Origin of the sequence: Streptomyces sp. NPDC050423, assembly GCF_040655445.1 — a bacterium.
In the GTDB taxonomy this organism is placed as follows: domain Bacteria; phylum Actinomycetota; class Actinomycetes; order Streptomycetales; family Streptomycetaceae; genus Streptomyces.
In genome coordinates this window covers 14633-39952 of the sequence record NZ_JBFAJY010000023.1, presented here as the reverse complement: position 1 = coordinate 39952, position 25320 = coordinate 14633, and the positions used below count along the sequence as shown (strand labels likewise).

Below are 25320 nucleotides of genomic sequence, written 5' to 3'. Positions count from 1 at the left end.
CGTTCACCCTTATGGCGTACATATGCGAGCAGAAACGTCACCGCTCGCATCAAGGCCGCAAATCTGTACGCCGTGGACAGCAACACCACACCGAAGGCCGTCGTCCCTGCTCAGCAGGGATCAGGAGGGTGAGGACTGCCGCCGGGGTTCCACGAGATGATCGACGATCTGAAGGCGATCGTGCGGGGCGCACATGTGCGCGCACAGCTCAAGGTCAACACCGAAATGCTCCAGATGTACTGGGCGATCGGACGGACGATCCTGGATCGGCAGCGCGGAGAGAAATGGGGCACGAAGGTCGTCGACCGGATCGCCACCGAGCTGCGGACGGAGTTCCCGAACCAGCGGGGGTTCAGCCGGTCCAACATCCACTACATGCAGCAGATGGCCAGGACGTGGCCGGACTCAATTGTCCAACAAGCCGTTGGACAATTGCCCTGGGGCCACATCGTCACCCTCATGAGCAAGTGCAAGACCACCTTCGAGCGGGACTTCTACGCCCAGCACGCCGTTCATCACGGCTGGTCCCGCGACCCCCTGGGCTCGATGATCCACGCCCAACTGCACCTCGCCGAAGGCGCCGCGGCCAACAACTTCGACGTCACGCTCCCCGCCGGTTCCGACGCGGTGAAGCAGATCTTCAAGGACCCGTACCGCCTCGACTTCACCGAACTGGAGGGCCGGCCCGCCGAACGGGACCTGGAGGACGCCCTCGTCGCCAACCTGGTCCGCTTCCTGACCGAACTGGGCGTCGGCTTCGCCTTCGTCGGACGCCAGTACCCCATCGTGGTCGGCGACAGCGAATACCGCATCGACCTGCTCTTCTACCACTGCAAGCTGCACTGCTACGTCGTGCTGGAGCTCAAGACCAGGAAAGCCAGTCCCGGGCACTTCGGGCAGCTCGGCTTCTACGTCTCGGTCGTCGACGACCTGGTCCGTGACAAGGAGCACGACGGGCCCACTCTCGGCATCCTCATCGCCGAGAGCCGCGACCGGGCGATGGTCGAGTACGCGCTGCGGGGACACAACCAGCCCCTTGCCGTCAGTACGTACGCCGCGCTGCCCGACGGGGTCCGCGCCCTGCTCCCGAGCGCCGAGGATCTCTCCCGCATCGCGGACAACGTGCTGCAGACCCCGCCGGTCGCCGGGTGAGCCGGACTCCCGGCCTCTCCGGGGCCCGGCGCCACCCTCCGTTCCGCGCCGCCGCCCCCGTACGCTCGTAAGCATGACGACTGACGTACCCTTCCCCGCCCCCGGACGCGAGATCCAGACGCTCGGCGCCCTCTCCCCCGAGCAGGCGGAAGCCGTCTCCGGGCTTCTCGCCGAGGCGGCCGTCTCCGATGGCAGGCAGGCCGTGTCCGAGCAGGGGCGGCTTCAGCTGCGGGGCGGGCACCGGGAAGGTGTGCGGCATTTCCTGCTGACCGCCGGGGGCGTGCTGGTCGGGTACGCGCAGCTGGAGGACACCGACCCCGTGGAGGCGCCGGCCGCCGAGCTGGTCGTGCATCCCTCGCACCGCGGGCACGGGCACGGGCGGGCGCTCGGGGCGGCGCTGCTGGCCGCCACCGGGAAGCGGCTGCGGGTGTGGGCGCACGGAGGCAGGTCCGCGGCGCGCCATCTCGCGCAGGTGCTCGGCCTCTCGCTCTTCCGCGAACTGCGCCAGCTGCGGCGGCCGTTGAGCCCGCTGAACATCGCGGAGCCGGCACTGCCGCCGGGCGTCACCGTCCGGGCGTTCGTCCCCGGCCAGGACGACGCCGCCTGGCTGGCCGTGAACCGCGCCGCCTTTGCCCACCACCCCGAGCAGGGCTCACTGACCCAGCGTGACCTCGACGACCGCAAGGCCGAGCCCTGGTTCGACCCGAAGGGCTTCTTCCTCGCCGAGCGCTCCACCGATGGCGGCGCCGCCGAGCTGATCGGCTTCCACTGGACGAAGGTGCACGCCGAGGAGCGGCTCGGCGAGGTGTACGTGGTCGGCATCCGGCCCGACGCGCAGGGCGGCGGCCTGGGCAAGGCGCTCACCGCGATCGGGCTGCGCCACCTCGCCGCCGAGGGCCTGCCGACCGCGATGCTCTACGTCGACGCGGACAACACCGCGGCCGTGGCGGTCTACGAGCGGATGGGCTTCACCACGCACGAGGTGGACCTGATGTACCGCACGGAGTCCTGAGCGGCCACAACCCACCCGGGGGCGGCGTCGGTTGACGCCGCCCCTCTTTTACGCCACCCTTTCACTACTCAATTAGTGAAAGGGGTGAACATGGCACGGACCGCAGCGGTCGAGTTCCGCATCGACCGGCGCAGCGGCGTCGCCACGTACCTCCAGATCGTCCAGCAGACCAAACAGGCCCTGCGGCTGAATCTGCTGGAGCCCGGCGACCGGCTGCCCACCGCACGCGAGGTCGTGGAGGCCACCGCCATCAACCCGAACACCGTGCTCAAGGCCTACCGGGAGCTGGAGCGCGAAGGGCTCGTCGAGGCCCGGCGCGGTCTCGGCACCTTCGTCACCCGGACCCTCGGCGGCGCGGCGGCGGCCGACGACGCCCCGCTGCGCGCCGAACTCGCCGACTGGGCCGCCCGCGCCCGCGCCGCCGGCCTGGACAAGGACGACGTGAGCGCGCTCTTCACCGCTGTACTGACCAAGACTTTCGAGGGGGACCAGGCCGGATGACAGGCGCTGCGATCGAGGCCGAGGGCCTCGGCATGAGGTACCGGGGCAGGGGCGGGGGCTGGGCGCTGCGCGACTGCTCGTTCCGGCTGCCCGCCGGGCGCGTGTGCGCCCTCGTCGGACCCAACGGTGCGGGGAAGTCCACCCTCCTGAGCCTGGCCGCGGGATTCCTGCGGCCGGCCGAGGGAACGGTACGGGTGCTGGGCTCGGCGCCCGGCGACGCCCGCCGCCGCATGGCCTTCGTGGCCCAGGACAAGCCGCTGTACCCGCAGTTGACGGTCACCGAGACCCTCTGGGCGGGCGCCGAGCTGAACCCGGACACCTGGGACCAGGACGCCGCCGAGCGCATCGTCGAGCCGCTCCCCCGGGACGCCAGGGTCCGCGCCCTGTCCGGCGGCCAGCGCACCCGGCTCGCCCTGGCCCTCGCCCTCGGCAAGCGGCCCGAACTGCTGCTGCTGGACGAGCCGATGGCCGACCTCGACCCGCTCGGCCGGCACCAGCTGATGGGCGCCCTGATGGCCGAGGCCGCCGAGCGCTCCACCACCATCGTGATGTCCTCGCACATCCTCGCCGAGCTGGAGGACGCCTGCGACTACCTCCTCCTCGTCGACGACGGCCGCATCCGGCTCGGCGGCGAGACGGACGACCTGCTCACCGCGCACACCCTGCTCACCGGCCCGGTACGGGACCTCGCCCCGCACACCGTCGTCGAATCCCGCACCACGGGACGGCTGCTGACCGCACTCGTCCGTAAGGAGGGCCCGGTGGACACCGACTGGGAGACCGCCGAACCGTCCCTGGAGGAGCTGCTCCTCGCCCACCTCCGCTCCCCCGGCGCACCCGTGCTGCTCACGCCGAGCGCGGACGCCCGGACCCGTGAGCCGGTGAACGCGGCATGAGCGCCCTCGCCCTGCGCGGCCCGGCCCGCGTCGTCGTACTCCAGCACCGCCGCGTCCTGTGGATCACGGGGGCGCTCGCGCTCGTCGGGATCGCCCTGGTGGGCGTGGCCTGGTGGGTGACGTCCGCCGCCGCCACCACCTTCGCCGGCACCGGCTGCTCGGTACGGCACACCGTCCACGGCTGCGGCATCGCCGTCCGCCATTTCCTCAGCGTCGAGCTGTACTTCAGCCGCCTGCTCGCGTACGCGGGCGTCGCGATGATGATCCTGCCCGCGGTCATCGGCCTGTTCGTCGCCGGGCCCATGATCGGCCGGGAGCTGGAGGACGGCACCTACCGGCTCTCCTGGAGCCAGTCCGTCACGCCCACCCGCTGGCTGGCCGCGAAGCTCGCCGTACCCGCCGTCCTCACCGTGGCCGGCGTCTCCGTCCTGTCGGCCGTGTACGCCTGGGCCTGGTCCCGAGGGCTCGGCACGAACTACCCGGCCCAGTGGTTCGAGCGGGAGGTGTACGGGGCGATGGGCCCCGCCCCCGTGGGCTACGCCCTGCTCTGCCTCGCGCTCGGCGCACTCGCCGCGGTACTGATCCGGCGCACGCTGCCCGCGATGGCCGTCACCGCGGTCGCCTACGCCGCGGTGGTCGTGATCATGAACGCCGTACGCAGCGGACTGTGGCCGATGCGGACCGACACCCCGGCTCTCCGGACCGGGCTCCGCTACCCGTCGGCAGCCTCCGACGTCGCCGTCGGCTGGATGACCGCTGACGGCACCCGGCTCGGCGACACCACCTGCGTCGACGCCACCGATGTCGGCGCGTGCATGGCCCGCCACGGCGCCACCTCGTGGTACATCGACTACCACCCGGCCTCGCACTTCTGGCCGCTCCAGCTCGTCGAGACCGGCATCCTGCTCGGCCTCGCGGCGGCCGCCGTCGCCCTCGCCTTCCGCGTCCTGCGCCGCAGCCACGGCTGAGCGGACACACGGCCGCGCGGCCGTGTCCGGGGGCCTGACCGTCCCCCGGACACGGCCACACCGCTTCCTGCATGTCATGTCGCCGTTACCGGCCATTCAGACGCCCTTGCGACCCTCTCACAATGCAGCCAGCTGTGCCGTCCCCCCGCAACGGGCGAATTCCCGGCAGAGAACGCGCCGAGCGTGCGATCTCCGCGATCTCGCACCCCTCCGACGCGCCCCCGGAGCGCTCCGCGCGGAAGAATGGGTCCATGAGCCAGCAGCCCAGCTCCGAGGTCCCGGTCCAGCCCGCCGCTCAGCCTTCCGTCGGCTCCATCGCCGCACACCGGCCGCACGCCGTCGCCGCCCCCGCCTCCGGCAGCGCCGCCCTGTCCACCGCCGCCGATCTGGACCCCGACATCGACGCCGACGCCGACGCGTACGAACCCGATGTCGACGGGGACGAGCTGCCGCAGGGCCGGTTCCTGGACCGGGAACGCAGTTGGCTCGCGTTCAACGAACGTGTTCTGGAACTGGCCGAGGACCCCTCGACCCCCCTCCTCGAACGGGCTAATTTCCTCGCCATCTTCGCCTCGAACCTGGACGAGTTCTTCATGGTCCGGGTGGCGGGCCTGAAACGCCGGATCGCGACCGGTGTCGCCACCCGTTCCGCCTCCGGACTCCAGCCCCGCGAGGTCCTCGACCTGATCTGGACCCGCTCGCGCGAACTCATGGCCCGGCACGCCGCCTGCTACCAGCAGGACGTCGCCCCCGCCCTGTCCGACGAGGGCATCCAGCTGATCCGCTGGCCCGAGCTGACCGAGAAGGAGCAGGCCCGCCTGTTCACCTTCTTCCGCCAGCGCGTCTTCCCCGTACTGACCCCGCTGGCCGTCGACCCGGCGCACCCCTTCCCGTACATCTCCGGCCTCTCGCTCAACCTCGCCGTCGTCGTACGCAACCCGGTCAGCGGCCACCGCCACTTCGCCCGGGTCAAGGTCCCGCCGCTGCTGACCCGCTTCCTGGAGGCCTCCCCGCAGCGCTACGTCCCCATAGAGGACGTCATCGCCGCCCACCTGGAGGAGCTCTTCCCTGGCATGGAGGTCCTCGCGCACCACATGTTCCGGGTCACCAGGAACGAGGACCTGGAGGTCGAGGAGGACGACGCCGAGAACCTCCTCCAGGCCCTGGAGAAGGAGCTCATGCGGCGCCGCTTCGGCCCGCCGGTCCGCCTGGAGGTCGAGGAGTCCATCGACCCGTACGTGCTGGACCTGCTGGTCCGCGAGCTGAAGGTGTCCGACGCCGAGGTCTACCCGCTGCCCGGACCACTCGATCTCACCGGGCTGTTCGGCATAGCGTCGCTGGACCGGCCGGAGCTGAAGTTCCCCAAGTTCATCGCCGGCACCCACCGCGACCTCGCCGAGGTCGAGTCCGCCTCCGCGCCCGACATCTTCGCCGCCCTGCGCGAACGCGACGTGCTGCTGCACCACCCGTACGACTCCTTCTCCACCTCCGTCCAGGCCTTCCTGGAACAGGCGGCGGGCGACCCGGACGTCCTCGCCATCAAGCAGACCCTGTACCGGACCTCGGGCGACTCCCCGATAGTGGACGCCCTCATCGACGCCGCCGAGTCCGGCAAGCAGGTCCTCGTGCTCGTCGAGATCAAGGCCCGCTTCGACGAGCAGGCCAACATCAAGTGGGCGCGCAAACTGGAGGAGGCGGGCTGCCACGTCGTCTACGGGCTCGTCGGCCTCAAGACGCACTGCAAGCTCTCGCTCGTCGTCCGCCAGGAGAGCGACACCCTGCGCCGCTACTCGCACGTCGGCACGGGCAACTACCACCCCAAGACGGCCCGGCTGTACGAGGACCTCGGCCTGCTCACCGCCGACCCGCAGGTCGGCGCGGACCTCTCCGACCTCTTCAACCGGCTCTCCGGCTACTCGCGCCGCGAGACCTACCGCCGCCTGCTGGTCGCCCCGAAGTCACTGCGGGACGGGCTGATCGCCCGGATCAACAACGAGATCGCCCACCAGCGGGCCGGCCGCACCGCCTACGTACGCGTCAAGGTCAACTCGATGGTCGACGAAGCGATCATCGACGCCTGCTACCGGGCCGCGCAGGCGGGTGTGCCGGTCGACATCTGGGTGCGCGGCATCTGCGCGATCCGCCCCGGCGTCACCGGGCTCTCCGAGAACGTCCGGGTCCGCTCCATACTCGGCCGCTTCCTCGAACACTCCCGGGTGTTCTCGTTCGGCAACGGCGGCGAACCCGAAGTCTGGTTCGGCAGCGCCGACATGATGCACCGCAACCTCGACCGCCGGATCGAGGCCCTGGTCAGGGTCACCGACCCCGCCCACCGGGCCGCGCTCAGCCGGCTCCTGGAGACGGGCATGGCCGACACCACCTCCTCCTGGCACCTGGGCCCCGACGGGAACTGGACCCGGCACGCCACGGACGCGGAGGGCCGGCCGCTGCGGCACGTACAGGAAATGCTCATTGACGCCCGGAGGCGCCGGCGTGCGACGCCCTGACCACCAGACCCGGACGGACGTGACCGCGGGGGCGGTGCTCGCACCGTATCTCCGGGCGCAGGCAGCGGACTTCCTGCGCAGTCTGCGCCTGCACCGCGAGAACAGCACCCCCACGGACGCCGGTCCGCAGGCCGCCGAAGAGGCCGCCGCAGCGCTCCGCCGCTCGTCCCGCCGGATCAGCGGCACCCTGCACACCTTCCGGACCGCGCTCGACCCGCCCTGGGCCGAGCAGCTGCGCACCGAACTGGCCTGGCTGTCCGGCACGCTCGCCCGCGAGCACGCCTACGCGGACCGGCTGAACCGGCTCCTGGACGCGCTGCACGGGCTCTCGGGGCCACCGCTGCCCGCGGCCCGAACGGAGTCCGGTGGCGGCCGTGCCGCCGAGGCCGCCGCCAAGGAGGGCGCCGGCCTCGGCGTCGGCGCGGCACGCGCCGGGGCACTGCTGGAACGCCGGCTCACCCTCGCCCGGACCCGCGCCCACTCCGCGGCGCTCCAGGCGCTCGGCTCCTCCCGCTTCCACGCCGTGGCCGACGCGGTCGCGCTGCTCGCCTCCGAGGTCCCGCTCGCCCCCGCGGCCGCCGCACCCGCCGCCGAGCTGCTGGGCGAGCCCGCGGACCGGGCCGAACAGCGGCTGCTCGGCGCGGTGGCGGCGCTCGCGTCGGACGAGGCGGCCGAGCCGTACAACGAGTCGCGGGACGCGCCCTGGCACCAGGCCCGCCTGCTGCTGCGGCTGCACCGGTACGCCCACGAGGTGGTGCACGGCGCCCCCGACCCGGTCCTGGCGGGCCCGGGTCACGCGCTCGACCTGCACCGGGACGCGGCGGAGGCCGCCGCCGCCGCGGCGTCCGCGGCCCGCACACCGCGGATCGCCCCGGCGACCGCGTACGCCCTGGGGGTGCTCCACGCCGACCAGCGCCACGAGGTGGGGGCGGCGCGCGCGGTGTTCCGGGAGACCTGGCCGTACGCGGCGGCCGTGACCGCGCGATGAGCACCACGGTGCGGGCGGCGGGGTGCGTGCTCTGGCGCCGCCCGCCGCACGGCACGCACGGCGCGGGCGGCGCCGACGGCGTGGAGATCTGTCTCGTGCACCGGCCGCGTTACGACGACTGGTCGTTCCCCAAGGGCAAGCTGAAACGCGGCGAGTCCCCGCGGGACGCGGCTCTGCGCGAGGTCCTGGAGGAGACGGGCCACCACTGCGTGCCGGGCGCCGTGCTCCCCATGGTCCGGTACCCGGCGAACGGACGCCCGAAGGAGGTCACGTACTGGTCCGCCGAGGCCACGGCGGGCGCCTTCGTCCCGAACCGCGAGGTGGACAAGGTGGTGTGGCTCCCGCCGGAGGCCGCCCGCGCCCGCCTGACCCACCCGCGCGACCGCGCCCTGCTGGACACGGCCCTCCCGACGCTGCCGAACGCGTAGCCGCTCGGGACGGGGCCCGCCCGCCAGCCCGTCCGGCCGGTCCGGGCCGCGCCCGCCCGCCAGCCCGTCCGGCGTATGGAGGACGGAACCCCTGCGCGGGACCGGGCCGCCTCGGCACGGCCCCCGCACCGGGCCCCCGAAGCCGCGCCCCCGGACCCGCTCCGCGGTCCGGAACCAGGCCGCCCGACACGGTTCACCTCCCGTTCACCCACCCCCGCAAACCGCTTCACCTCTGCTGCCTAATTTCGGCAGTACACGGTGCACGGCGAACCACCGCATCACCCGGGAAACCCCCGCACCGGCCAAGACTTCCGCACCACCCATCACCTCGCACGCCGTCGTAGAACGAAAACAACCTCGGCGGCTCCTGGAAGGAACACCCGAAAGTGAAGCTTCAGCGCAAGAACCGGCTTCGTGCCACCGCGCTCGGTGCCCTCGCCGTCTCCGGCGCCCTGGTCCTCACGGCGTGCGGTTCGGACAACAACAGCGGCGGCGACACCGGCGGGAGCGGCGGCAAGACGAAGGCCGCCTCGAACGTCAAGTGCGACGGCGCCAAGGGCCAGCTGCGTGCCTCCGGCTCCAGCGCCCAGAAGAACGCCATGGACCTGTGGGTCAAGGACTACATGGCCGCCTGCTCCGGCGTGGAGATCAACTACCACTCCTCCTCGTCCGGCGAGGGCATCGTCGCCTTCAACCAGGGCACCGTCGGCTTCGCCGGCTCCGACTCGGCGCTGAAGCCCGAAGAGGCCGCCGACTCGAAGAAGATCTGCAAGACCGGCCAGGGCATCAACCTCCCGATGGTCGGCGGCCCGATCGCGGTCGGCTTCCACCTCGAAGGCGTCGACAGCCTGACGCTGGACGCCCCGACGCTCGCCAAGATCTTCGACACCAAGATCAAGAAGTGGAACGACGAGGCGATCGCCAAGCTCAACCCCGGCGCCAAGCTCCCGGACAAGCCGATCCAGCCCTTCCACCGCTCCGAGGACTCCGGCACCACCCAGAACCTGGGCAAGTACCTCGCCGCCACCGCCCCGAGCGACTGGAAGTACGAGGCCGAGAAGAAGTGGCCGGCCCCCGGTGGCCAGGCCGCGTCCGGCTCCTCCGGTGTCGCCTCCCAGGTGAAGGCGGTCGACGGTTCGATCGGTTACTTCGAGCTCTCCTACGCCTCGTCGCAGAAGATCTCCACCGTCGACATCAACACCGGCGGCGCCGCCCCGGTCAAGGCCTCCTCGGAGAACGCCTCCAAGGCCATCGCCGCCGCCAAGGTCAAGGGCACCGGCAAGGACCTGGCGCTCGACCTCGACTACACCACCAAGGCCGAGGGCGCCTACCCGCTGGTCCTGGTGACGTACGAGGTCGTCTGCGACACCGGCAACAAGGCCGACACCCTCGACACCGTCAAGTCCTTCCTGGGCTACACCGCCTCCACCGAGGGCCAGCAGCTCCTCACCGAGGCCGGCTACGCCCCGATCCCCGAGGCGATCAACACCAAGGTCCGCGAGACGGTCGCCTCCCTCTCGTAACCGAACCCGCGCAACCGGCACGAACGCAGACGCGACAGGCGGGCCGGTCCGGTACACCCCTCCGGACCGGCCGGCCCCCACCACCCCCATCCGGTGCACCGCCGCCAGGGGAGCCCTCCGCTCCCCCACACAGACCGGAAAGACCATGGCTTCCACCACACAGACAGAGACACCACCGGTCCGGCCGGGCGGGCGCACCCGCCCCAGGCCGACCGGTCGCCTCGGCGACAAGATATTCCTGGGCCTGTCACAGGGCTCCGGCATCCTGCTGCTCGTGCTCATGGCGTCGATCGCCGTGTTCCTCAGCTACCGCGCCGGCATCGCCATCTCGAAGGACGAAGGCAACTTCTTCACCACCTTCGACTGGAACCCGGCAGGCAGCCCCCCCGTCTTCGGCATCGCGGTCCTGCTCTTCGGGACCGTCGTCAGCTCGATCATCGCGATGGTCATCGCGGTTCCGATCGCTGTCGGCATCGCCCTCTTCATCTCGCACTACGCACCGCGCAGGCTGGCCACCCCGATCGCGTACGTCGTCGATCTCCTCGCCGCGGTGCCCAGCATCGTCTACGGCATCTGGGGCGCGCTCGTCCTCGTGCCGTACCTCGAAGGCCTCAACCTCTGGCTCGACCAGTTCTTCGGCTGGACGTACATCTTCGAGAAGACCGAGGTCGGCGTCGCCCGCTCGCTCTTCACCGTCGGCATCCTGCTCGCGATCATGATCCTGCCGATCGTGACCAGCGTCAGCCGCGAGGTCTTCCTCCAGGTCCCGAAGATGAACGAGGAAGCCGCACTCGCGCTCGGCGCCACCCGCTGGGAGGTCATCCGCCTCTCGGTGCTGCCGTTCGGCCGCTCCGGCGTGATCTCGGCCTCGATGCTGGGCCTGGGCCGCGCGCTCGGCGAGACGATGGCCGTCGCCACGGTCCTGTCGCCGAGCTTCCTCATCTCGCTGCACGTGCTCAACCCGGGCGGCGGGACGTTCGCCCAGAACATCGCCGCGAAGTTCGGCGAGGCCGACGCGTTCGGGCGCGACGCCCTGATCGCCTCCGGCCTGGTCCTCTTCGTCCTCACCCTGCTGGTCAACGGCGCCGCGCGGCTCATCATCGCCCGCCGCAAGGAGTACTCGGGGGCCAACGCATGAACCACGCGTCCACCAGCGTCCAGGACCGTCCGACGCCCACACCGCCCGCACCGGGCAACAGCCTCAGCAGCCGTACGCTCCCCCGCCTGGCCCCGCTCGGCTTCGCCGCCCTGTCGATCGCCCTCGGCGTCGGCACCGGTGCGGCCGCCGGCTGGCACAGCCGCGTCCAGTGGGGCCTGGTCTCCGCGCTGCTCTTCCTGGTGATCTCGTACGTCGCGACCAGCGTCGTGGAGAACCGGCGGCAGGCCAAGGACCGCCTCGCCACCAGCCTGGTGTGGGTGTGCTTCCTGATCGCCGTCGTCCCGCTGGCCTCGCTCCTCTGGACGACCGTCAGCCGCGGCTCGGGCCGCCTGGACCTCTACTTCCTGACCCACTCGATGGCCGGTGTCCTGGGGTCCGAGGACAGCGGCGGTGTCTACCACGCGCTGATCGGCACGCTGGAACAGGTCGGCATCGCCACGGTGATCTCCGCCCCGCTCGGACTGCTCACCGCGGTCTACCTGGTGGAGTACGGCAAGGGCTCGCTCGCCAGGGCCGTCACCTTCTTCGTCGACGTGATGACCGGTATCCCGTCCATCGTGGCCGGCCTGTTCATCCTCTCGATCATGCTGATCGCGGGTCTCGAACCCTCCGGCCTGATGGGCGCGCTGGCCCTGACGATCCTGATGATCCCGGTCGTGGTCCGCTCCACCGAGGAGATGCTGAAGCTCGTACCGAACGAGCTCCGCGAGGCCTCCCTCGCCCTCGGCATCCCGAAGTGGCGGACCATCCTGAAGGTGGTCCTGCCGACCGCGATCGGCGGCATCGCCACCGGCGTCATGCTCGCCATCGCTCGCATCGCCGGAGAGACCGCACCGATCATCCTGCTGGTCTTCGGCAGTCAGCTGATCAACCCGAACCCCTTCGAAGGCGCCCAGTCCTCACTGCCGTTCTACATCTACGAGCAGTACAAGATCGGCGAGACCGCGTCGTACGACCGCGCCTGGGCCGCCGCCCTGGTCCTGATCGCCTTCGTCATGATCCTCAATCTGGTGGCCCGCGGCATCGCCCGCTGGAAGGCCCCGAAGACCGGCCGCTGAGGCCGACGGAAAGCAGTGATTCAGATGGCCAAGCGCATAGACATCAGTGGTCTGTCGGCCTACTACGGCGCCCACAAGGCGATCGACGACATCTCCATGACCGTGGAACCCCGCTCCGTGACCGCCTTCATCGGCCCGTCCGGCTGCGGCAAGTCCACCTTCCTGCGCACCCTGAACCGGATGCACGAGGTCACCCCCGGCGGCCGCGTCGAGGGCAAGGTGCTGCTGGACGACGAGAACCTGTACGGCTCCGGCGTCGACCCGGTCACCGTGCGCCGCACGGTCGGCATGGTCTTCCAGCGCCCGAACCCGTTCCCGACCATGTCGATCTTCGACAACGTCGCGGCGGGCCTGCGGCTGAACGGCAGCTACCGCAAGAACGCCCTGAACGACATCGTGGAGAAGTCGCTGCGTGGCGCGAACCTCTGGAACGAGGTCAAGGACCGGCTGAACAAGCCCGGCTCCGGCCTCTCCGGCGGCCAGCAGCAGCGGCTGTGCATCGCCCGCGCGATCGCGGTCGAGCCGGACGTGCTGCTGATGGACGAGCCGTGCTCCGCCCTCGACCCGATCTCCACCCTCGCCATCGAGGACCTGATCGGCGAGCTGAAGGAACGCTTCACGATCGTCATCGTGACGCACAACATGCAGCAGGCGGCCCGCGTCTCGGACCGCACGGCGTTCTTCAACCTCGCCGCGGTCGGTATGCCCGGCAAGCTCGTGGAGATAGACGAGACGGAACGCATCTTCTCCAACCCGTCGGTCCAGGCCACCGAGGACTACATCTCCGGCCGCTTCGGCTGAGCCGGAACCTCTCCCGCAGACGGCCTTGAGGTGCTGCATGGCGGTGCCACCACAAGGCGAAGGGTCCGCCCCCGCTCTCCTGTGGAGAGCGGGGGCGGACCCACTTCAAGCCCGTGGTGCCCAGGCCGGCGTCAGCCGAACAGCAGCACGACGATCCCGTAGCTCGCCGCAGCGACCAGTGCCGCGGCCGGCATCGTGATGAACCACCCCAGGATGATGTTCTTCGCGACACCCCACCGCACCGCGTTCACCCGCTTCGTGGCGCCCACACCCATGATCGCCGAGGTGATGACGTGCGTCGTCGAGATCGGCGCGTGGAACAGGAACGCCGAGCCGAACATGATCGACGCCCCCGTCGTCTCCGCGGCGAATCCCTGCGGCGGGTCCAGCTCGATGATCTTGCGGCCGAGCGTCCGCATGATGCGCCAGCCACCCGCGTACGTACCCAGCGACAGCATCAGCGCGCAGACGAGCTTCACCCAGACCGGGATCGGGTCGCTGTACTTCTCGTGACCGGAGATGACCAGGGCCATCACCACGATGCCCATCGTCTTCTGCGCGTCCTGCAGACCGTGGCCGAGCGCCATGCCCGCGGCCGAGACCGTCTGCGCGATCCGGAAACCGCGCTTGGCCTTGTGCGGGTTGGACTTCCGGAACATCCACATGATGGCGACCATCACCAGATAGCCGACCACCAGGCCGATCACCGGCGAGACGAACATCGGGATGACGACCTTGTCGAGCACCCCGCTCCAGTGCACCAGCGTCCCGCCCGCGAGCGCGGCGCCGACCATGCCGCCGAACAGGGCATGGGAGGACGACGACGGCAGGCCGAAGTACCAGGTGACCAGATTCCAGATGATCGCGCCGACCAGCGCGGCGAAGAGGATTCCCATCCCCTTGTCGCCCTCGGGCGTCGCGATGAGGCCCTCACTGACGGTCTTGGCGACCCCGCTGCCGAGGAACGCGCCGGCGAGGTTCATCACCGCTGCCATGGCCAGTGCCGCACGCGGGGTCAGCGCCCGGGTGGAGACCGAGGTGGCGATGGCATTCGCCGAGTCGTGGAAGCCGTTCGTATACGTGAAACCGAGCGCGACGCCGATGGTCACGACCAGTACAAAGGTGTCCACGTGGTTCAGGACTCCTTGACCGCGATGGTCTCCACCGTGTTCGCGACGTGCTCGAATGCGTCGGCAGCCTCTTCCAGTACGTCCACGATCTGCTTCAGCTTCAGCACCTCCATGGCGTCGTACTTGCCGTTGAAGAGCTGGGCGAGCAGCTTGCGGTGGATCTGGTCGGCCTGGTTCTCAAGGCGGTTGACCTCGATCCAGTACTCGGTGAGGTTGTCCATGGTCCGCAGGTTCGGCATGGCCGCGGCGGTCAGTTCCGCCGCCCGCGCCAGAACCTCGACCTGCTGCTCGACACCCTTGGGGAGCTCATCGACCTGGTACAGCACGACGAGGTCGACTGCCTCCTCCATGAAGTCCATGATGTCGTCGAGCGAGGATGCGAGGTTGTAAATGTCCTCGCGGTCGAACGGCGTAATGAAGGAGGAGTTCAGCTGGTGGAAGATCGCGTGGGTGGCATCGTCCCCCGCGTGCTCCGCTGCCCGCATACGCTCCGCGATCTCGACTCGGGAGGCAGAATCCGCCCCGAGCAGTTCCATCAGGAGTTTCGAGCCCGTGACGATGTTGTCCGCAGACGCGGAGAACATGTCGTAGAAGCTCGTCTCCCTGGGGGTCAGACGAAAGCGCACGTGGGGTCCTCGGGGTGCTTTGGATTCGGTCAGGCTGATGCTAGGCGCATCATCCGGCCACGGCTAACCGGCATTCTTCAGTGTCGCGCATCAGGCAGAGTGATCAGCACGGGGCCCCGGTCACGTTTCAGCTGAATTCGTTAGGATATACCCACCAGGGGTATATACGGCAGGGTAAAGGGAAAACGGGAGGCAGTAATGACCACCACCGAGGCCACCGGGGCGGCCCAGTCGCCGGACGCCGCGGACGTCACGACCCCGGCGGACGCCACGGCTCCCGCGGCCGCGATCGTCACCGATCACGACCGGGGCATACACGGCTACCACCACCAGAAGGCGGAGCACCTCAAGCGCCTGCGCCGCATCGAGGGCCAGATCCGCGGCCTGCAGCGCATGGTCGACGAGGACGTCTACTGCATCGACATACTCACCCAGGTGTCGGCTTCCACCAAGGCGCTCCAGTCCTTCGCACTCCAACTGCTGGAGGAGCACCTGCGCCACTGCGTCGCCGACGCGGCGGTCAAGGGCGGCGAGGAGATCGACGCGAAGGTCGAGGAGGCCACCAAGGCCATCGCCCGGCTGCTGCGCACCTGAGACACCGGCACCCGCTGCCGCGCCGGCCCTGTCGCGCCCGTCACACCGCCCCCGTCACCCCCGGCGCTCTCCCTGCCGGGGGACGGTGGTGCGTTCGGTGATCACCTTGACGTCGAGCACCTCGTCGATGCGGTCCGCGCTGAGCCGTTCCCCGATCGCCGCCGACGCCGCGATCATCAGCTCCCCGCACAGCTCGATCTCGGCGAGTGCCACATGGTCCGATACGGTCCGTGCGCTGAGCGTCACCACGTCACTCACCTCTCACTGCCGTCGCCGACTTCCTAGGGTAGGGAGCGCACCACGCACCGCGCATGGCACGGACGGGCCATTTCGCCTCAGCCAGATGCCTAGGGCGTGCCCCTCGGATCACCTCGGGCTCGCGGGGACCCGCCCCGTCCGGGGCGGTCACGGCTGCCGCCCCTGCTCGATCTCACCGGTGTAGATGTCGCGCCCGGCCGGGATCGGTACGGAGACCGCCACTCCGAAGCCGTACAGCAACGTCGTCGACACCACCTCCACCGCGGGCCCCTCGTTGGCGAAGCTGAACCGGTGGCGCACCTTGCGCAGCCGCCCCTGCTCGTCCAGATAGGCGTCGAACGACACCGTCCGCGTGCGGAACCCCTTGGCCGCCGCCGTCAGCGCACCCCGCGAGGGGGCCGACGCCTGCCGCGCGGCCCGCGCGATGTCCGTGGTGCCCCGATAGTGCCGCACCGTCACCCCGGCCAGATCGGTCTCGCCCACATACGTCACCGCGCGCGCCCCGCGCAGCAGCTCCGCCGCCGCCATCGGATCGGTCACCCCACCGGTCACCAGGTTGCCGTCCGCCAGTGCCGTCGTGTCGATCCTGACCCACTTGTCCTCGGGCACCCCGGCGCCGCGGTTCAGCATGTAGAGCGCGCCGGGGGTCAGCAGTTCCGTGATGGGCAGGTGCTCCTCCTCGCCCGCGGCGTCCTGCGGCAGGACGACCCTGAGCCGGCCGGACCGGGTACGGAAGTCGTACGTCCCCCTGCCCCTGATCGTCACCCAGGTACCGCCCGCAGCCGTCTCCATCGACGTACTCACCTCGGCGGTTGCGGCCACGGACCGGTTCTCCGCGCCGGAGTTCCCCGCGGGGGACGCGCCGCCGGTCCCCGTCCCGGCGAGCACCACCGCCGCCCGCCGCACCGCTTCGACGGCCCCGGCGCCGGCCCGGCCGTCAGCCGCGACCCGGTCCCCGCCACCGCCCGAGCAACCGGCGGCCGCCGCCATCGCGCCCATCGCGGCGAGGGCACACACAGCGCGCGCCCCGCCTCCGGATCTGTGCTGCCGCACCACCATCGCCTGCCAACCCCCAACGCCGTGCCGCTTGCCCGAGCCCCCCACCCGTTCCGGATAACGACGGCCCCTGCCCCCCGTAACGCCGCTCGCCCACCCCTCACCGCCGGACGGCCCCGCCCAGTACCGTGGACGCGTGTATGACCAACACACCGCCGAGGTTCCGCCGGCCGTCCCACCGGCCCGGTCCGCCCACGAACCCACCACCGTCGAACGCGGCTCGTTCTGCACCGCCCGATGCGGCTGCGGCTGGTCCGGACCGGCCCGCAGATCCCGCGACCGGGCCCGCGCCGACGCCGACGCGCACCGCGCGGCCCCCTGACCGGGCCGCCCGCCATGCCCCACGAGGACCCGTCCCCCCACCCCGGAGGTCCGATGACCCTGCCGAACCGGCGCACCGTCCTGACCGCGGGCGCCGCAGCCGTACTCACCGGAGCCACCACCACCGCCTGCGACGACACCGGATCCGGCACGCCCACCGGCGGCTCGACCCCGGCCACATCGACCGCCCCACCGACGGCCACGGGCACGTCCGCGGCCCCGTCGACGACCGCACCCTCCGGCCCTGCGGACTGGCCCGCGCTGGCCGAGAGCCTCGACGGGTCCCTCGTACGCCCCGACGACGCGGCCTACCGGACCGCCCGTCAGCTCTACAACACCCGCTACGACGGCCAGAAGCCGGCCGCCGTCGCCTACGTCAGGCACGAGGCCGACATCCGCGAGTGCCTGGCCTTCGCCCGGCGCAGCTCCACACCCGTCGCCATCCGCAGCGGCGGCCACTCCTACGGCGGCTGGTCGAGCGGCAACGGCCGGCTCGTCGTTGACGTCTCATCACTCTCCCGCGTCGACGGGAACGGCACGATCGGCGCGGGGGCCCGCCTCCTCGACGTCTACCAGGGCCTCGCCGCGCACGGCGTGACCATCCCCGGCGGCTCCTGCCCCACGGTCGCCGTCTCCGGCCTCACCCTCGGCGGCGGCCACGGCGTCGCATCCCGCGCATACGGCCTCACCTGTGACAGCCTCACCGCCGCGACGATCGTCACCGCCGACGGCAAGACCCTCACCGCCGACGCCAAACACCACTCGGACCTCTTCTGGGCGCTGCGCGGCGCCGGCAACGGCAACTTCGGCGTCGTCACCGAACTCCGCTTCCGCACCCGCCCCGCCCCGCAGACCGTCACCGCGTACATGTCCTGGCCGTGGTCGCGGGCCCGGTCCGTCGTCACGGCCTGGCAGGAGTGGGGCCCGGACCAGCCGGACGAGATCTGGTCCTCCGCCCACCTCGCGGCGGGCCCCGGCGGCGGCAACCCGACCGTGTCCGTCGCGGCGTTCAGCCTCGGCACGTACGGCGATCTGCAGAACGCCGTCGACCGCCTCGCCGACCGGATCGGCGCCCCGGCCTCCTCCGTCTCGCTGCGCCGCCGCAGCTACCAGGAGGCGATGCTCGTGTACGCGGGCTGCTCGGGCATCACCGACGCCCAGTGCCACCTGCCGGGCACCACACCCGGCCGCACCTCGCAGGGCACCCTCCGGCGCGAGACGTACGCGGCCGCGTCCGACTTCTACGACCACTCGCTGCCCCCGGCCGGCGTCCAGGCCCTCCTCGACCGGACGGAGGCCTTCACCCGGCTCGACGCGACGCAGGGCGGCGGGGGTTCGATCGCGCTCACCGCGCTGGGCGGGGCCATCAACCGGGTCGGCCCGCAGGCCACGGCGTTCGTCCACCGGAGCTCGCGGATACTCGCCCAGTACATCGGCGCCTGGCGCCCCGGCACCTCGGGCAACACCCAACAGAACTGGCTGAAAGACACCCATTCCGCATTTCGCCGTTACGCCTCCGGAGCGGCATACCAGAACTACGCGGACCCGGCGCTGACCGACTGGCGGAACGCCTACTACGGCACGGCAGCCGCCCGTCTGGGCGACGTGAAGAAGAAGTACGACCCGGACGGCTTCTTCACGTTCCCGCAGTCGCTCTGAGCACCGGGCCACCAGTGCGGACAGCCGCCGCTTCCCCGGACCGGACCGCCCTCGCGGTGGCCGGTCGGGGGAGGCTGCGGCTGCGGCTGCGGCTGCGGAACGCCACCAGCGGCGGGGCGCCCTCCGAGGGCTGAGCCTGCAAGCACGTCAGCCTGCAAGCACCTGCGTGGTCAAGCACCTGCGTGGTCAAACACCTGCGTGGTCAAGGACCTGCGTGGTCAAGGACTCGCGGCGTCTGCACCCCTACGCCGCGAGTCCTTTCTCGCCGTCCTCGCCGCCGCCCGATCCCGGCCGCGGCTCGGGAATCCCGAGGGCCTCGCCCCGGCTCCCGGCCCCTGCCGCCGACAGCGGCCGGCGCGACCGCACGAGCCGGCCCAGCCGGGGAGACCGTGAGACGGCACCCACCAGGGGCGTCAGCAGCATCATCGCGAGCGGCGCGAGCAGCAGCGCGGCGGCCGTGCCGAGGGCGAAACCGCCGATGACGTCGGTCGGGTAGTGAACGCCCATGTAGATCCGGCAGAAACCCTCCAGCAGCGCGAGCCCGATCGCCGCGATGCCGAACTTGCGGTTCGCCACGAAGAGTCCGACACCCAGGGCCATCGCCATCGTGGCGTGGTCGCTCACGAAGGAGAAGTCGTTCTTCCCGTCCACCAGGACGTTCAGCCCCTGGTGGTCCTTGAACGGCCGCGGCCGTTCGACGAATCCGCGGATCGGGATGTTGATGAGCAGTGCGATCCCCGCGGCGAGCGGCGCCCAGACGATTCCGGAGACAGCCGTCACCGAATCCTCGGAGGTGCCGCGCCTGCGGACACTCCACCAGCACCACAGGACCACCAGGACCATGCCGAGCATGATCCCGTACTCGCCGATGAACTCCATGACCCGGTCGAACCAGGTGGGAGCGGATTTGGCGAGCCCGTTGATGTCGTAGAGCAGGCTGACGTCGGGGTTCGACCCATCCAGTGCGAGTCCAGCCATCTGCCGCGGCCCCTTGCCTTGTCTGCTGTTGGTACTGCGGCACACACCCATGTGCACCGCTTTGACGAACCCCCGTGTTCGCTTCGATCACGTACGTGGGACGACGCTCGGTCAGTGGCTGCGGCCCCGGTCCAACCAGAGAACGACGCGTCCCGTGCGTACGTTCCACTCTCCACCGAATGATCACCATGACGTTATCGAAGAGTGACTCATCGTCGCAGCTCAGGGCCCAGGCTTCACAGAGAGTTCCGGCCACCGCCGCCCAACGGTCAGGCGGCCGGCTGCGTGGTCGGAAGGGCGGCGGCACCGTCCTTGGTGACGCGTGTCGCACCGAAGTAGTCGGGCGAGTCGATCTTGTCGAACCTGATGACGGCACCAGTGTACGGAGCGTTGATCATGTACCCGCCGCCGACGTACAGGCCGACGTGGTGGATGGCCCGTGAGTTGGTCAGGTCGTCGGAGAAGAACACCAGGTCACCGGGGAGCAGCTCGTCGCGCGAGGGGTGCGGCCCGGCGTTGTACTGGTCGTTCGCCACCCGCGGCAGCTCGATGTCCACCGTCCGGTACGCGGCCTGCGTCAGCCCCGAACAGTCGAACCGCCCGCCCTGCTCGGCCGTGCCGTTTCCGCCCCACAGGTACTTCGTGCCGAGCTTCTTCTGCGCGAAGTAGATCGCGCCCGCGGCCTGCTGCGAGGGCTGCACCCGGCCCACGGGCTTGGCGAAGCTCTTCTCCAGGGAGCGGATGATCTTGACGTAGTTCTCCGTCTCCGCGATGTGCGGGACCCCGCCCGACTTGATCACCCGGTACGCACCGGCGTTGTAGGCGGCCAGCATGTTGTCCGTCGCGTCCCCCGGCACCTTCTTCACGTACCCGGCCAGTTCGCAGTCGTACGACGCGGCGGAGGGAATCGCGTCGGCGGGATCCCAGACGTCCCGGTTGCCGTCGTTGTTCCCGTCGATCCCGTGCCCGGCCCAGGTCCCGGGGATGAACTGCGCAATGCCCTGCGCGGCGGCCGGACTCTCGGCGTCCGGGTCCCAGCCACTCTCCTGGTACAGCTGGGCGGCCAGGAGGGCTGGGTTGATGGCGGGACAGAGGTTGCCCCACTTCTCCACCAACGGCTGGTACTTGGCCGGCACGGCCCCCTTGGCCAGCCCAACAGCCCCACCGCCGCCGCCCCCGAGGCCGGCCGCGGCGGAGTACGTACCGACGACGAGCAACGCCACGAAGCACATGGCGGCCCCGACGCCGATCCCACCCACCATCCAGAATTTCCGCACCCCTCAACCATCCCCCATCGGGGACGGGTTCATGGGCGGTTTCGACGGTGTGTACGAGTCATTGGGGTCACTGATGGCCCATCAGGACGCTCCGGCGGACCAGAAGTCGGAGTGGACGTTGGGGCGGGGAATGACTTCAGCATCCGCGTAGCTCGGTCCGTTCGGCTCAGCCATGGGCTCAGCAACCTCTGACTCTCGGACACACGGACTGTCGACCTCGAAAAAGGCCTGCCCCTTGCCCCCAACGATCAGGCTAACCCCGAAGCCATCCCTCGTTTGCGCAAAGATTGCTGGCACATCAACATCATTATTGACGGCCTTGATCTTGTAGTCACTCTTTCTCCAGAACCGATCAACCAGGCCCAAGAAGCTTCCGCGACGCTCAGCGGAGATAGTGGTCATGATCACCCTTCTGCGGGTCACGTCGCAACTCCCAGTGGTGGTCGGACCATGCGTCCAATGGACTTCTGGGCGAATCTCTGCCAGAACGTCATCAAGTAGCCCGTCAGCACGCTCAGCAGCTTCCTGCATATCCATGCCCACCCTTTCACCACCATCCAATTTCCCAACATCGCTGACACACGAAGAGATCAACGCACACGAGGACAGCCCAATAACCACACTGGCGATACCACGCATCATCGATACTCCTCAGTCTTCAACTTGCCCGGCCGCCCAGCTGCCACAAGGGCGATGTTGTTCGCGGACACAGCATCTCTATTTGGATCGAAATAGCGAGAGTGCGCATCAATCGAAAAGCCTTCGGCACTTACCAACTTGGGCCCGTCGTCTACTTGGAAACGTCGAGCACCGAAAGCTCTACTTGCTGGGTCTTTACCGAACCAAAGATCATCATCTCCCTGATCCGCCACCTCTCCGAGAAGGTGCGCACCAAGAGGGCCGGCAGTAGCCCAGCCGACGGCGCCGATGGCGGCCTGCTGCTTCGATGGAAGTTTGGTCACGATGTCGTTCTCTGCTGCCCCGACGAATACGTGGTCCTTGCCCACTCCAAGGTCCTCAGCACGGTCAACACCCACCCCTGGGCTTCCGACCAGAACAATGTCATCCACTCCTGGAATACCACCCCCATGCTGCGTCGCTGCTCCAACCGTTCGCGAACCGTACGAGTGACCGATCGCCGTCATGTGAGGATCCTCGTTCTCATTCGTGACAGAAACGCCAGCCATGAAGCGATTGAAAGAGACTCCACCTCTTTCGGCCCGCTCATCACCCATCACATCGAGACTGTTAACCCCATCTGGTGACTGCGGCGCGTCGTATCCAAGCCACACAATTGCCGCACTCGATGAATCGTAATATCGAGCGCCAATCGCCGTATCACGCGCCCGCTTTAGGTCGCTATCCGCAAACTCTTTATCAAGGGAAGTATTCAACCCTGGAACGTACGTAGCAACATTCCTAGCCGCATCTGGATTGCCGAACGAAACAATCGCGCGACCATTCCCTTCATCTCCGATGCCAAGCAAGTACATGGGCGGCTCCCCAGGCCTATGGCCTGCCCGAAGTTGCCGGTCAATCTCCCGCAGCCCCGCCAACTGCGTCTCCGCCCCCTCATCGCCCCGCCCCTCCAGCTTGCCGATCAGCAGTTGGAGGTTGTCGCGGTTCGCCGCGTCCCGGACCAGGGCCGGGATGCCGTCCAGGTTGCCGATCTGGTCCGGGTACACCGCGAGGTACTCCTCGCGCTGTTCGTCCGTCAGGCCCGCCCACCACGCCCGGCGCGCCGCCGGACTCGCATCGAGCGGGATGCCCGCCTTCAGGTAGCCGCGCGCCGCGTCCCGTACCGATGCGGCGTCGCGCGCCGCGTCCGTCCACGTCCGGTCCGGGACCTTCAGGCCCTCCTCGGCCTTCAGCTCTCGCAGGATTCCGGCGAACCGCCAGTCGATCTCGGCCGCTGTCCGCACGGCCTTCGTCACCCGGTCCGCGATGTCCTGCGCCTTGGCCGCGTTCGGGTTCGGGGCCACCAGCCCCGACGGCGGCAGCAGTCCCGGCGCCGCCCCCACCGACGCCGTGCCGCCCGCCAACGGCTTCCCGTCGATCAGGCCCTCCCCGGCCGCCGGGTAGGTCACCGAGCCGTCCGCGTGCACGGTGAACCTCAGCGCCTCCGCTTCGTCCAACGCGTCCCGCAACACCCGTTGCTGAGCCCTCATCTCGTGGGCGAGGCTGTTCAGGGCCGTACGGACCAAGCCGCATTCCGTGTACACGTACTGCAGGTTCCGGCCCAGCTGCCGCAGCCTGCCCACCGCAGCGTCCGCCGCCGCGCCCTGCTGGGTCTCGCGCAAGCCGTTCAGCAGTTGCTTCTCGATCCGGTCCCGTCCGGCGTCGGCGCGGTTGCTCGCCTTTCCCCATCCGTCGGCCGCGCCCTCCAGCTCGGCGCACTTCAGGTCCCGTAACTGGCCCCAGGTCAGCGGGGCGGCCTGCGGCGTCAACGCTCGTCCCCGTGCGTGCGACTCGCCACGGCGGAGAAGGACGACCTCACGGTCTCGTTCGTCTCGCCCTGGGCCCGTGCGACGGTCCGCAGGCTCCCGGCCAGGGACCCGCACTCCCGGCGCGCGGACTCGAAGCGCCGCTCCCACGACTCCCGTACCGTCCCCAGCTCCGCAAGCGCGCTCAGCCCCGCCGTACCGGCGAGCAGACCCTCGTGCGCCACCTCCAGCTCCGTCCTCACCGGCCCGAGGTGCACGGCCATCCCCTCCGCGCCACCCGCAGCCCGCACCCACACCCCGTCGCTGTGCCTCAGCTCGTCCCCGCCGCCGCCCCCGCCGACCCCCAGGTCGCTCAGCCTCTGCCGCCCCCCGGGCTGCCCCACAACGGCCACACCGCTCACCCCGCTCCTTGATCTTGGAGCGGCACTGTGCCAAACCGGGCAACCGCGACACGCCGCACACCCTGCGTCCGGGGGCGGCCAGTCCCGCTGTTCCCCTGGCCCCCCAACGGAGCGCCACCGCCCATGGATCACCCGAACGGTGGACCGGGGCACCGCGGCGTCCGCCCCCCGGGTCCGCCGCGGCGAACCGGTGCAGTGCCGCCGCCGCGCGGTCGGGTCCCGGAAGTCCGTGCCGACCCAGCCCAGTCGCACGTTCCAACGGGAGAGGAGCTCCGGCCGGTCACACGGTCCGGCGGCCTTCGCCACCCGGCGCGATCAACCGCGCCCCGGCCCGCCCGGCGGGAAGAATGCGGGCCCATGAGCCATTCACAGCCCGCCCGCAACGGGTCCGCGTGGCACCGGCCGATGGTCGCCCGCCCGGCCGACGAGCAGCACCGCACCGCGACCATGCTGGAACTCTTCTTCGACCTCTGCTTCGTCACCGCCGTGGCACAAGCGGCGACGGCGTTCGAGCACGAACTCGCCGAGGGGCGCATCGGCCACGGGGTGCTCGGGTACGCGATGGTGTTCTTCGCGATCTGGTGGGCCTGGATGAACTTCACCTGGTTCGCCTCCGCGTACGACACCGACGACGTGCCCTACCGGCTGCTCACCCTCGTACACATCACCGGCGCGCTCGTCCTGGCCGCCGGCGCGACCGAGGCGGTTCAGCACGAGGACTTCACGGTCATCACCTGGGGCTACGTCATCATGCGGCTAGCCATGGTCGCCCAGTGGCTGCGCGCCGCCCGTGCCGATCCCGAACGGCGCCGCAGCTGTCTGCGCTACGCCGTGGGGATCCTCGTGGTGCAGGTCGGCTGGGTCGCCCGACTCGCCCTGCCCGAAGGAAGCGGACTCGCGACGTTCGCGGTCCTCGTGGTCGCCGAGATCGCCGTCCCGGTATGGGCCGAGCGAGCGGCCGTCACCACCTGGCACCCGCATCACATCGCGGAGCGGTACGGCCTGTTCACGCTGATCGTGCTCGGTGAATCGATCACCGCCGCCACCGGCGCCGTGCGCACCTCCCTCGACACCCACGCGGCTCTCGGTGACCTCGCGGCGCTCCTCGTCGGGGGGATCCTGACCGTCTTCGCCCTGTGGTGGCTGTACTTCGCGCAGAGTGCGCCCCGACGGCTCACCACCCTCCGCATCGCTCTCCTCTGGGGCTACGGGCACTACTTCGTCTTCGCCTCCGCGGCTGCCGTCGGTGCCGGCCTCGCACTCAACGTGACCCACACCGCGGGGCACGGTCACCTCTCCGACCACGCGGCGGCAGCGGCCTACACCGTTCCGGTCGCGGTCTTCGTCACCCTCGTGTGGCTGCTGCACCACCCCACCCCGGTGCGGCGCGAGGCCGCCGACCTCGTGCATCCGGTCGCGGTCGCCGCCGTTCTCGCCGCAACGTTCACGCCCTCGTCCGTCCTCGTCACGGGCATCCTCGCCGCGCTCCTCATCGCCGCGAAGCTGGCCCTCTCCGCACGCGGCGCCACGAAGACGAGACCGGCCTGACCTGCCTGGCCGCCCTGCCCCCGCTCGATCGCTGA

25 protein-coding genes are annotated in these 25320 nt (G+C 70.1%); 16 read left to right on the top strand and 9 right to left on the bottom strand.

All coding sequences use genetic code 11. The features are described from left to right. Positions 1–156: 156 nt before the first annotated feature. The 12 genes from AB0I52_RS18520 to pstB all read left to right on the top strand — a co-directional run bounded on the left by AB0I52_RS18520 (position 157) and on the right by pstB (position 12993). Entirely contained in the window at positions 157–1152 is a 996-nt protein-coding gene (locus AB0I52_RS18520) for a PDDEXK nuclease domain-containing protein (RefSeq protein WP_363073805.1), read from the top strand. A 73-nt stretch (positions 1153–1225) separates the two neighbouring features. Beyond that, complete coding sequence (gene mshD, locus AB0I52_RS18515) at positions 1226–2164, top strand: mycothiol synthase (protein WP_363073803.1); 939 nt, start codon at positions 1226–1228, stop codon at positions 2162–2164. A gap of 90 nt (positions 2165–2254) precedes the next feature. Beyond that, positions 2255–2665: a GntR family transcriptional regulator gene (locus AB0I52_RS18510; protein ID WP_363073801.1), complete on the top strand. Its 411-nt coding sequence runs from the start codon at positions 2255–2257 to the stop codon at positions 2663–2665. After that, the gene (locus tag AB0I52_RS18505; RefSeq protein ID WP_363073799.1) at positions 2662–3561 is read left to right on the top strand and encodes an ABC transporter ATP-binding protein; all 900 of its coding nucleotides are present in this window, start codon (positions 2662–2664) and stop codon (positions 3559–3561) included. Before AB0I52_RS18510 ends, AB0I52_RS18505 begins: the two co-directional genes overlap by 4 nt. Continuing rightward, complete coding sequence (locus AB0I52_RS18500; protein ID WP_363073797.1) at positions 3558–4529, top strand: hypothetical protein; 972 nt, start codon at positions 3558–3560, stop codon at positions 4527–4529. Before AB0I52_RS18505 ends, AB0I52_RS18500 begins: the two co-directional genes overlap by 4 nt. A gap of 251 nt (positions 4530–4780) precedes the next feature. Beyond that, positions 4781–7036, top strand: coding sequence for an RNA degradosome polyphosphate kinase (locus AB0I52_RS18495; RefSeq protein WP_363073795.1), 2256 nt, complete (start codon positions 4781–4783; stop codon positions 7034–7036). Then, positions 7023–8024, top strand: a complete 1002-nt coding sequence (locus AB0I52_RS18490; protein WP_363073793.1) for a CHAD domain-containing protein — start codon at positions 7023–7025, stop codon at positions 8022–8024. The genes AB0I52_RS18495 and AB0I52_RS18490 overlap by 14 nt, the downstream gene beginning before the upstream one ends. Continuing rightward, positions 8021–8452, top strand: a complete 432-nt coding sequence (locus tag AB0I52_RS18485) for an NUDIX hydrolase (protein WP_363073791.1) — start codon at positions 8021–8023, stop codon at positions 8450–8452. Before AB0I52_RS18490 ends, AB0I52_RS18485 begins: the two co-directional genes overlap by 4 nt. Positions 8453–8838: 386 nt before the next feature. Then, the gene (gene pstS / locus AB0I52_RS18480; RefSeq protein ID WP_363073789.1) at positions 8839–9975 is read left to right on the top strand and encodes a phosphate ABC transporter substrate-binding protein PstS; all 1137 of its coding nucleotides are present in this window, start codon (positions 8839–8841) and stop codon (positions 9973–9975) included. Positions 9976–10120: 145 nt separating this feature from the next. Beyond that, complete coding sequence (gene pstC / locus AB0I52_RS18475; RefSeq protein WP_363073787.1) at positions 10121–11113, top strand: phosphate ABC transporter permease subunit PstC; 993 nt, start codon at positions 10121–10123, stop codon at positions 11111–11113. Beyond that, a complete protein-coding gene (pstA, locus tag AB0I52_RS18470) occupies positions 11110–12192 on the top strand; it encodes a phosphate ABC transporter permease PstA (RefSeq protein ID WP_363073785.1) in 1083 nt (360 codons plus the stop codon). The genes pstC and pstA overlap by 4 nt, the downstream gene beginning before the upstream one ends. A gap of 24 nt (positions 12193–12216) precedes the next feature. Further along, the gene (pstB, locus tag AB0I52_RS18465) at positions 12217–12993 is read left to right on the top strand and encodes a phosphate ABC transporter ATP-binding protein PstB (protein ID WP_363073783.1); all 777 of its coding nucleotides are present in this window, start codon (positions 12217–12219) and stop codon (positions 12991–12993) included. Positions 12994–13124: 131 nt separating this feature from the next. Here pstB and AB0I52_RS18460 read toward each other — a convergent pair whose 3' ends face one another. Beyond that, complete coding sequence (locus AB0I52_RS18460; protein WP_363073781.1) at positions 13125–14123, bottom strand: inorganic phosphate transporter; 999 nt, start codon at positions 14121–14123, stop codon at positions 13125–13127. 5 nt (positions 14124–14128) lie between these two features. Continuing rightward, entirely contained in the window at positions 14129–14749 is a 621-nt protein-coding gene (locus AB0I52_RS18455) for a DUF47 family protein (protein ID WP_024493297.1), read from the bottom strand. 198 nt (positions 14750–14947) lie between these two features. Between AB0I52_RS18455 and AB0I52_RS18450 the strand changes: the two genes are divergently transcribed. After that, on the top strand, positions 14948–15343 hold the full coding sequence (locus tag AB0I52_RS18450; RefSeq protein ID WP_363073779.1) for a metal-sensitive transcriptional regulator: 396 nt from the start codon (positions 14948–14950) through the stop codon (positions 15341–15343). A 54-nt stretch (positions 15344–15397) separates the two neighbouring features. Here the strand turns inward: AB0I52_RS18450 and AB0I52_RS18445 are convergent, their stop codons facing one another. Further along, positions 15398–15592, bottom strand: a complete 195-nt coding sequence (locus AB0I52_RS18445) for a hypothetical protein (RefSeq protein ID WP_363073777.1) — start codon at positions 15590–15592, stop codon at positions 15398–15400. A 156-nt stretch (positions 15593–15748) separates the two neighbouring features. Beyond that, positions 15749–16660 carry a hypothetical protein gene (locus AB0I52_RS18440; RefSeq protein ID WP_363073775.1) on the bottom strand — a complete coding sequence of 304 codons (912 nt, stop codon included), beginning with the start codon at positions 16658–16660 and terminating at the stop codon, positions 15749–15751. Positions 16661–16793: 133 nt separating this feature from the next. Here AB0I52_RS18440 and AB0I52_RS18435 point away from each other — a divergent pair, with 133 nt between their 5' ends. Continuing rightward, a complete protein-coding gene (locus AB0I52_RS18435; RefSeq protein ID WP_363026777.1) occupies positions 16794–16979 on the top strand; it encodes a hypothetical protein in 186 nt (61 codons plus the stop codon). A 53-nt stretch (positions 16980–17032) separates the two neighbouring features. Further along, on the top strand, positions 17033–18637 hold the full coding sequence (locus tag AB0I52_RS18430) for an FAD-binding protein (protein WP_363073773.1): 1605 nt from the start codon (positions 17033–17035) through the stop codon (positions 18635–18637). A 243-nt stretch (positions 18638–18880) separates the two neighbouring features. On the opposite strand, the gene AB0I52_RS18425 is transcribed toward AB0I52_RS18430, so the two are convergent. From AB0I52_RS18425 to AB0I52_RS18405, 5 genes are all read right to left on the bottom strand, one after another. Continuing rightward, a complete protein-coding gene (locus tag AB0I52_RS18425; RefSeq protein WP_363073771.1) occupies positions 18881–19615 on the bottom strand; it encodes a phosphatase PAP2 family protein in 735 nt (244 codons plus the stop codon). A 269-nt stretch (positions 19616–19884) separates the two neighbouring features. Continuing rightward, positions 19885–20877, bottom strand: a complete 993-nt coding sequence (locus AB0I52_RS18420) for a bifunctional lytic transglycosylase/C40 family peptidase (protein ID WP_363073769.1) — start codon at positions 20875–20877, stop codon at positions 19885–19887. A gap of 96 nt (positions 20878–20973) precedes the next feature. Beyond that, on the bottom strand, positions 20974–21534 hold the full coding sequence (locus AB0I52_RS18415) for a hypothetical protein (RefSeq protein WP_363073767.1): 561 nt from the start codon (positions 21532–21534) through the stop codon (positions 20974–20976). Then, complete coding sequence (locus AB0I52_RS18410) at positions 21531–23339, bottom strand: alpha/beta hydrolase (RefSeq protein ID WP_363073765.1); 1809 nt, start codon at positions 23337–23339, stop codon at positions 21531–21533. Before AB0I52_RS18410 ends, AB0I52_RS18415 begins: the two co-directional genes overlap by 4 nt. Further along, positions 23336–23737 carry a hypothetical protein gene (locus tag AB0I52_RS18405; RefSeq protein ID WP_363073763.1) on the bottom strand — a complete coding sequence of 134 codons (402 nt, stop codon included), beginning with the start codon at positions 23735–23737 and terminating at the stop codon, positions 23336–23338. Before AB0I52_RS18405 ends, AB0I52_RS18410 begins: the two co-directional genes overlap by 4 nt. A gap of 357 nt (positions 23738–24094) precedes the next feature. Between AB0I52_RS18405 and AB0I52_RS18400 the strand changes: the two genes are divergently transcribed. After that, positions 24095–25285, top strand: a complete 1191-nt coding sequence (locus tag AB0I52_RS18400) for a low temperature requirement protein A (protein WP_363073761.1) — start codon at positions 24095–24097, stop codon at positions 25283–25285. Positions 25286–25320: the final 35 nt, after the last annotated feature.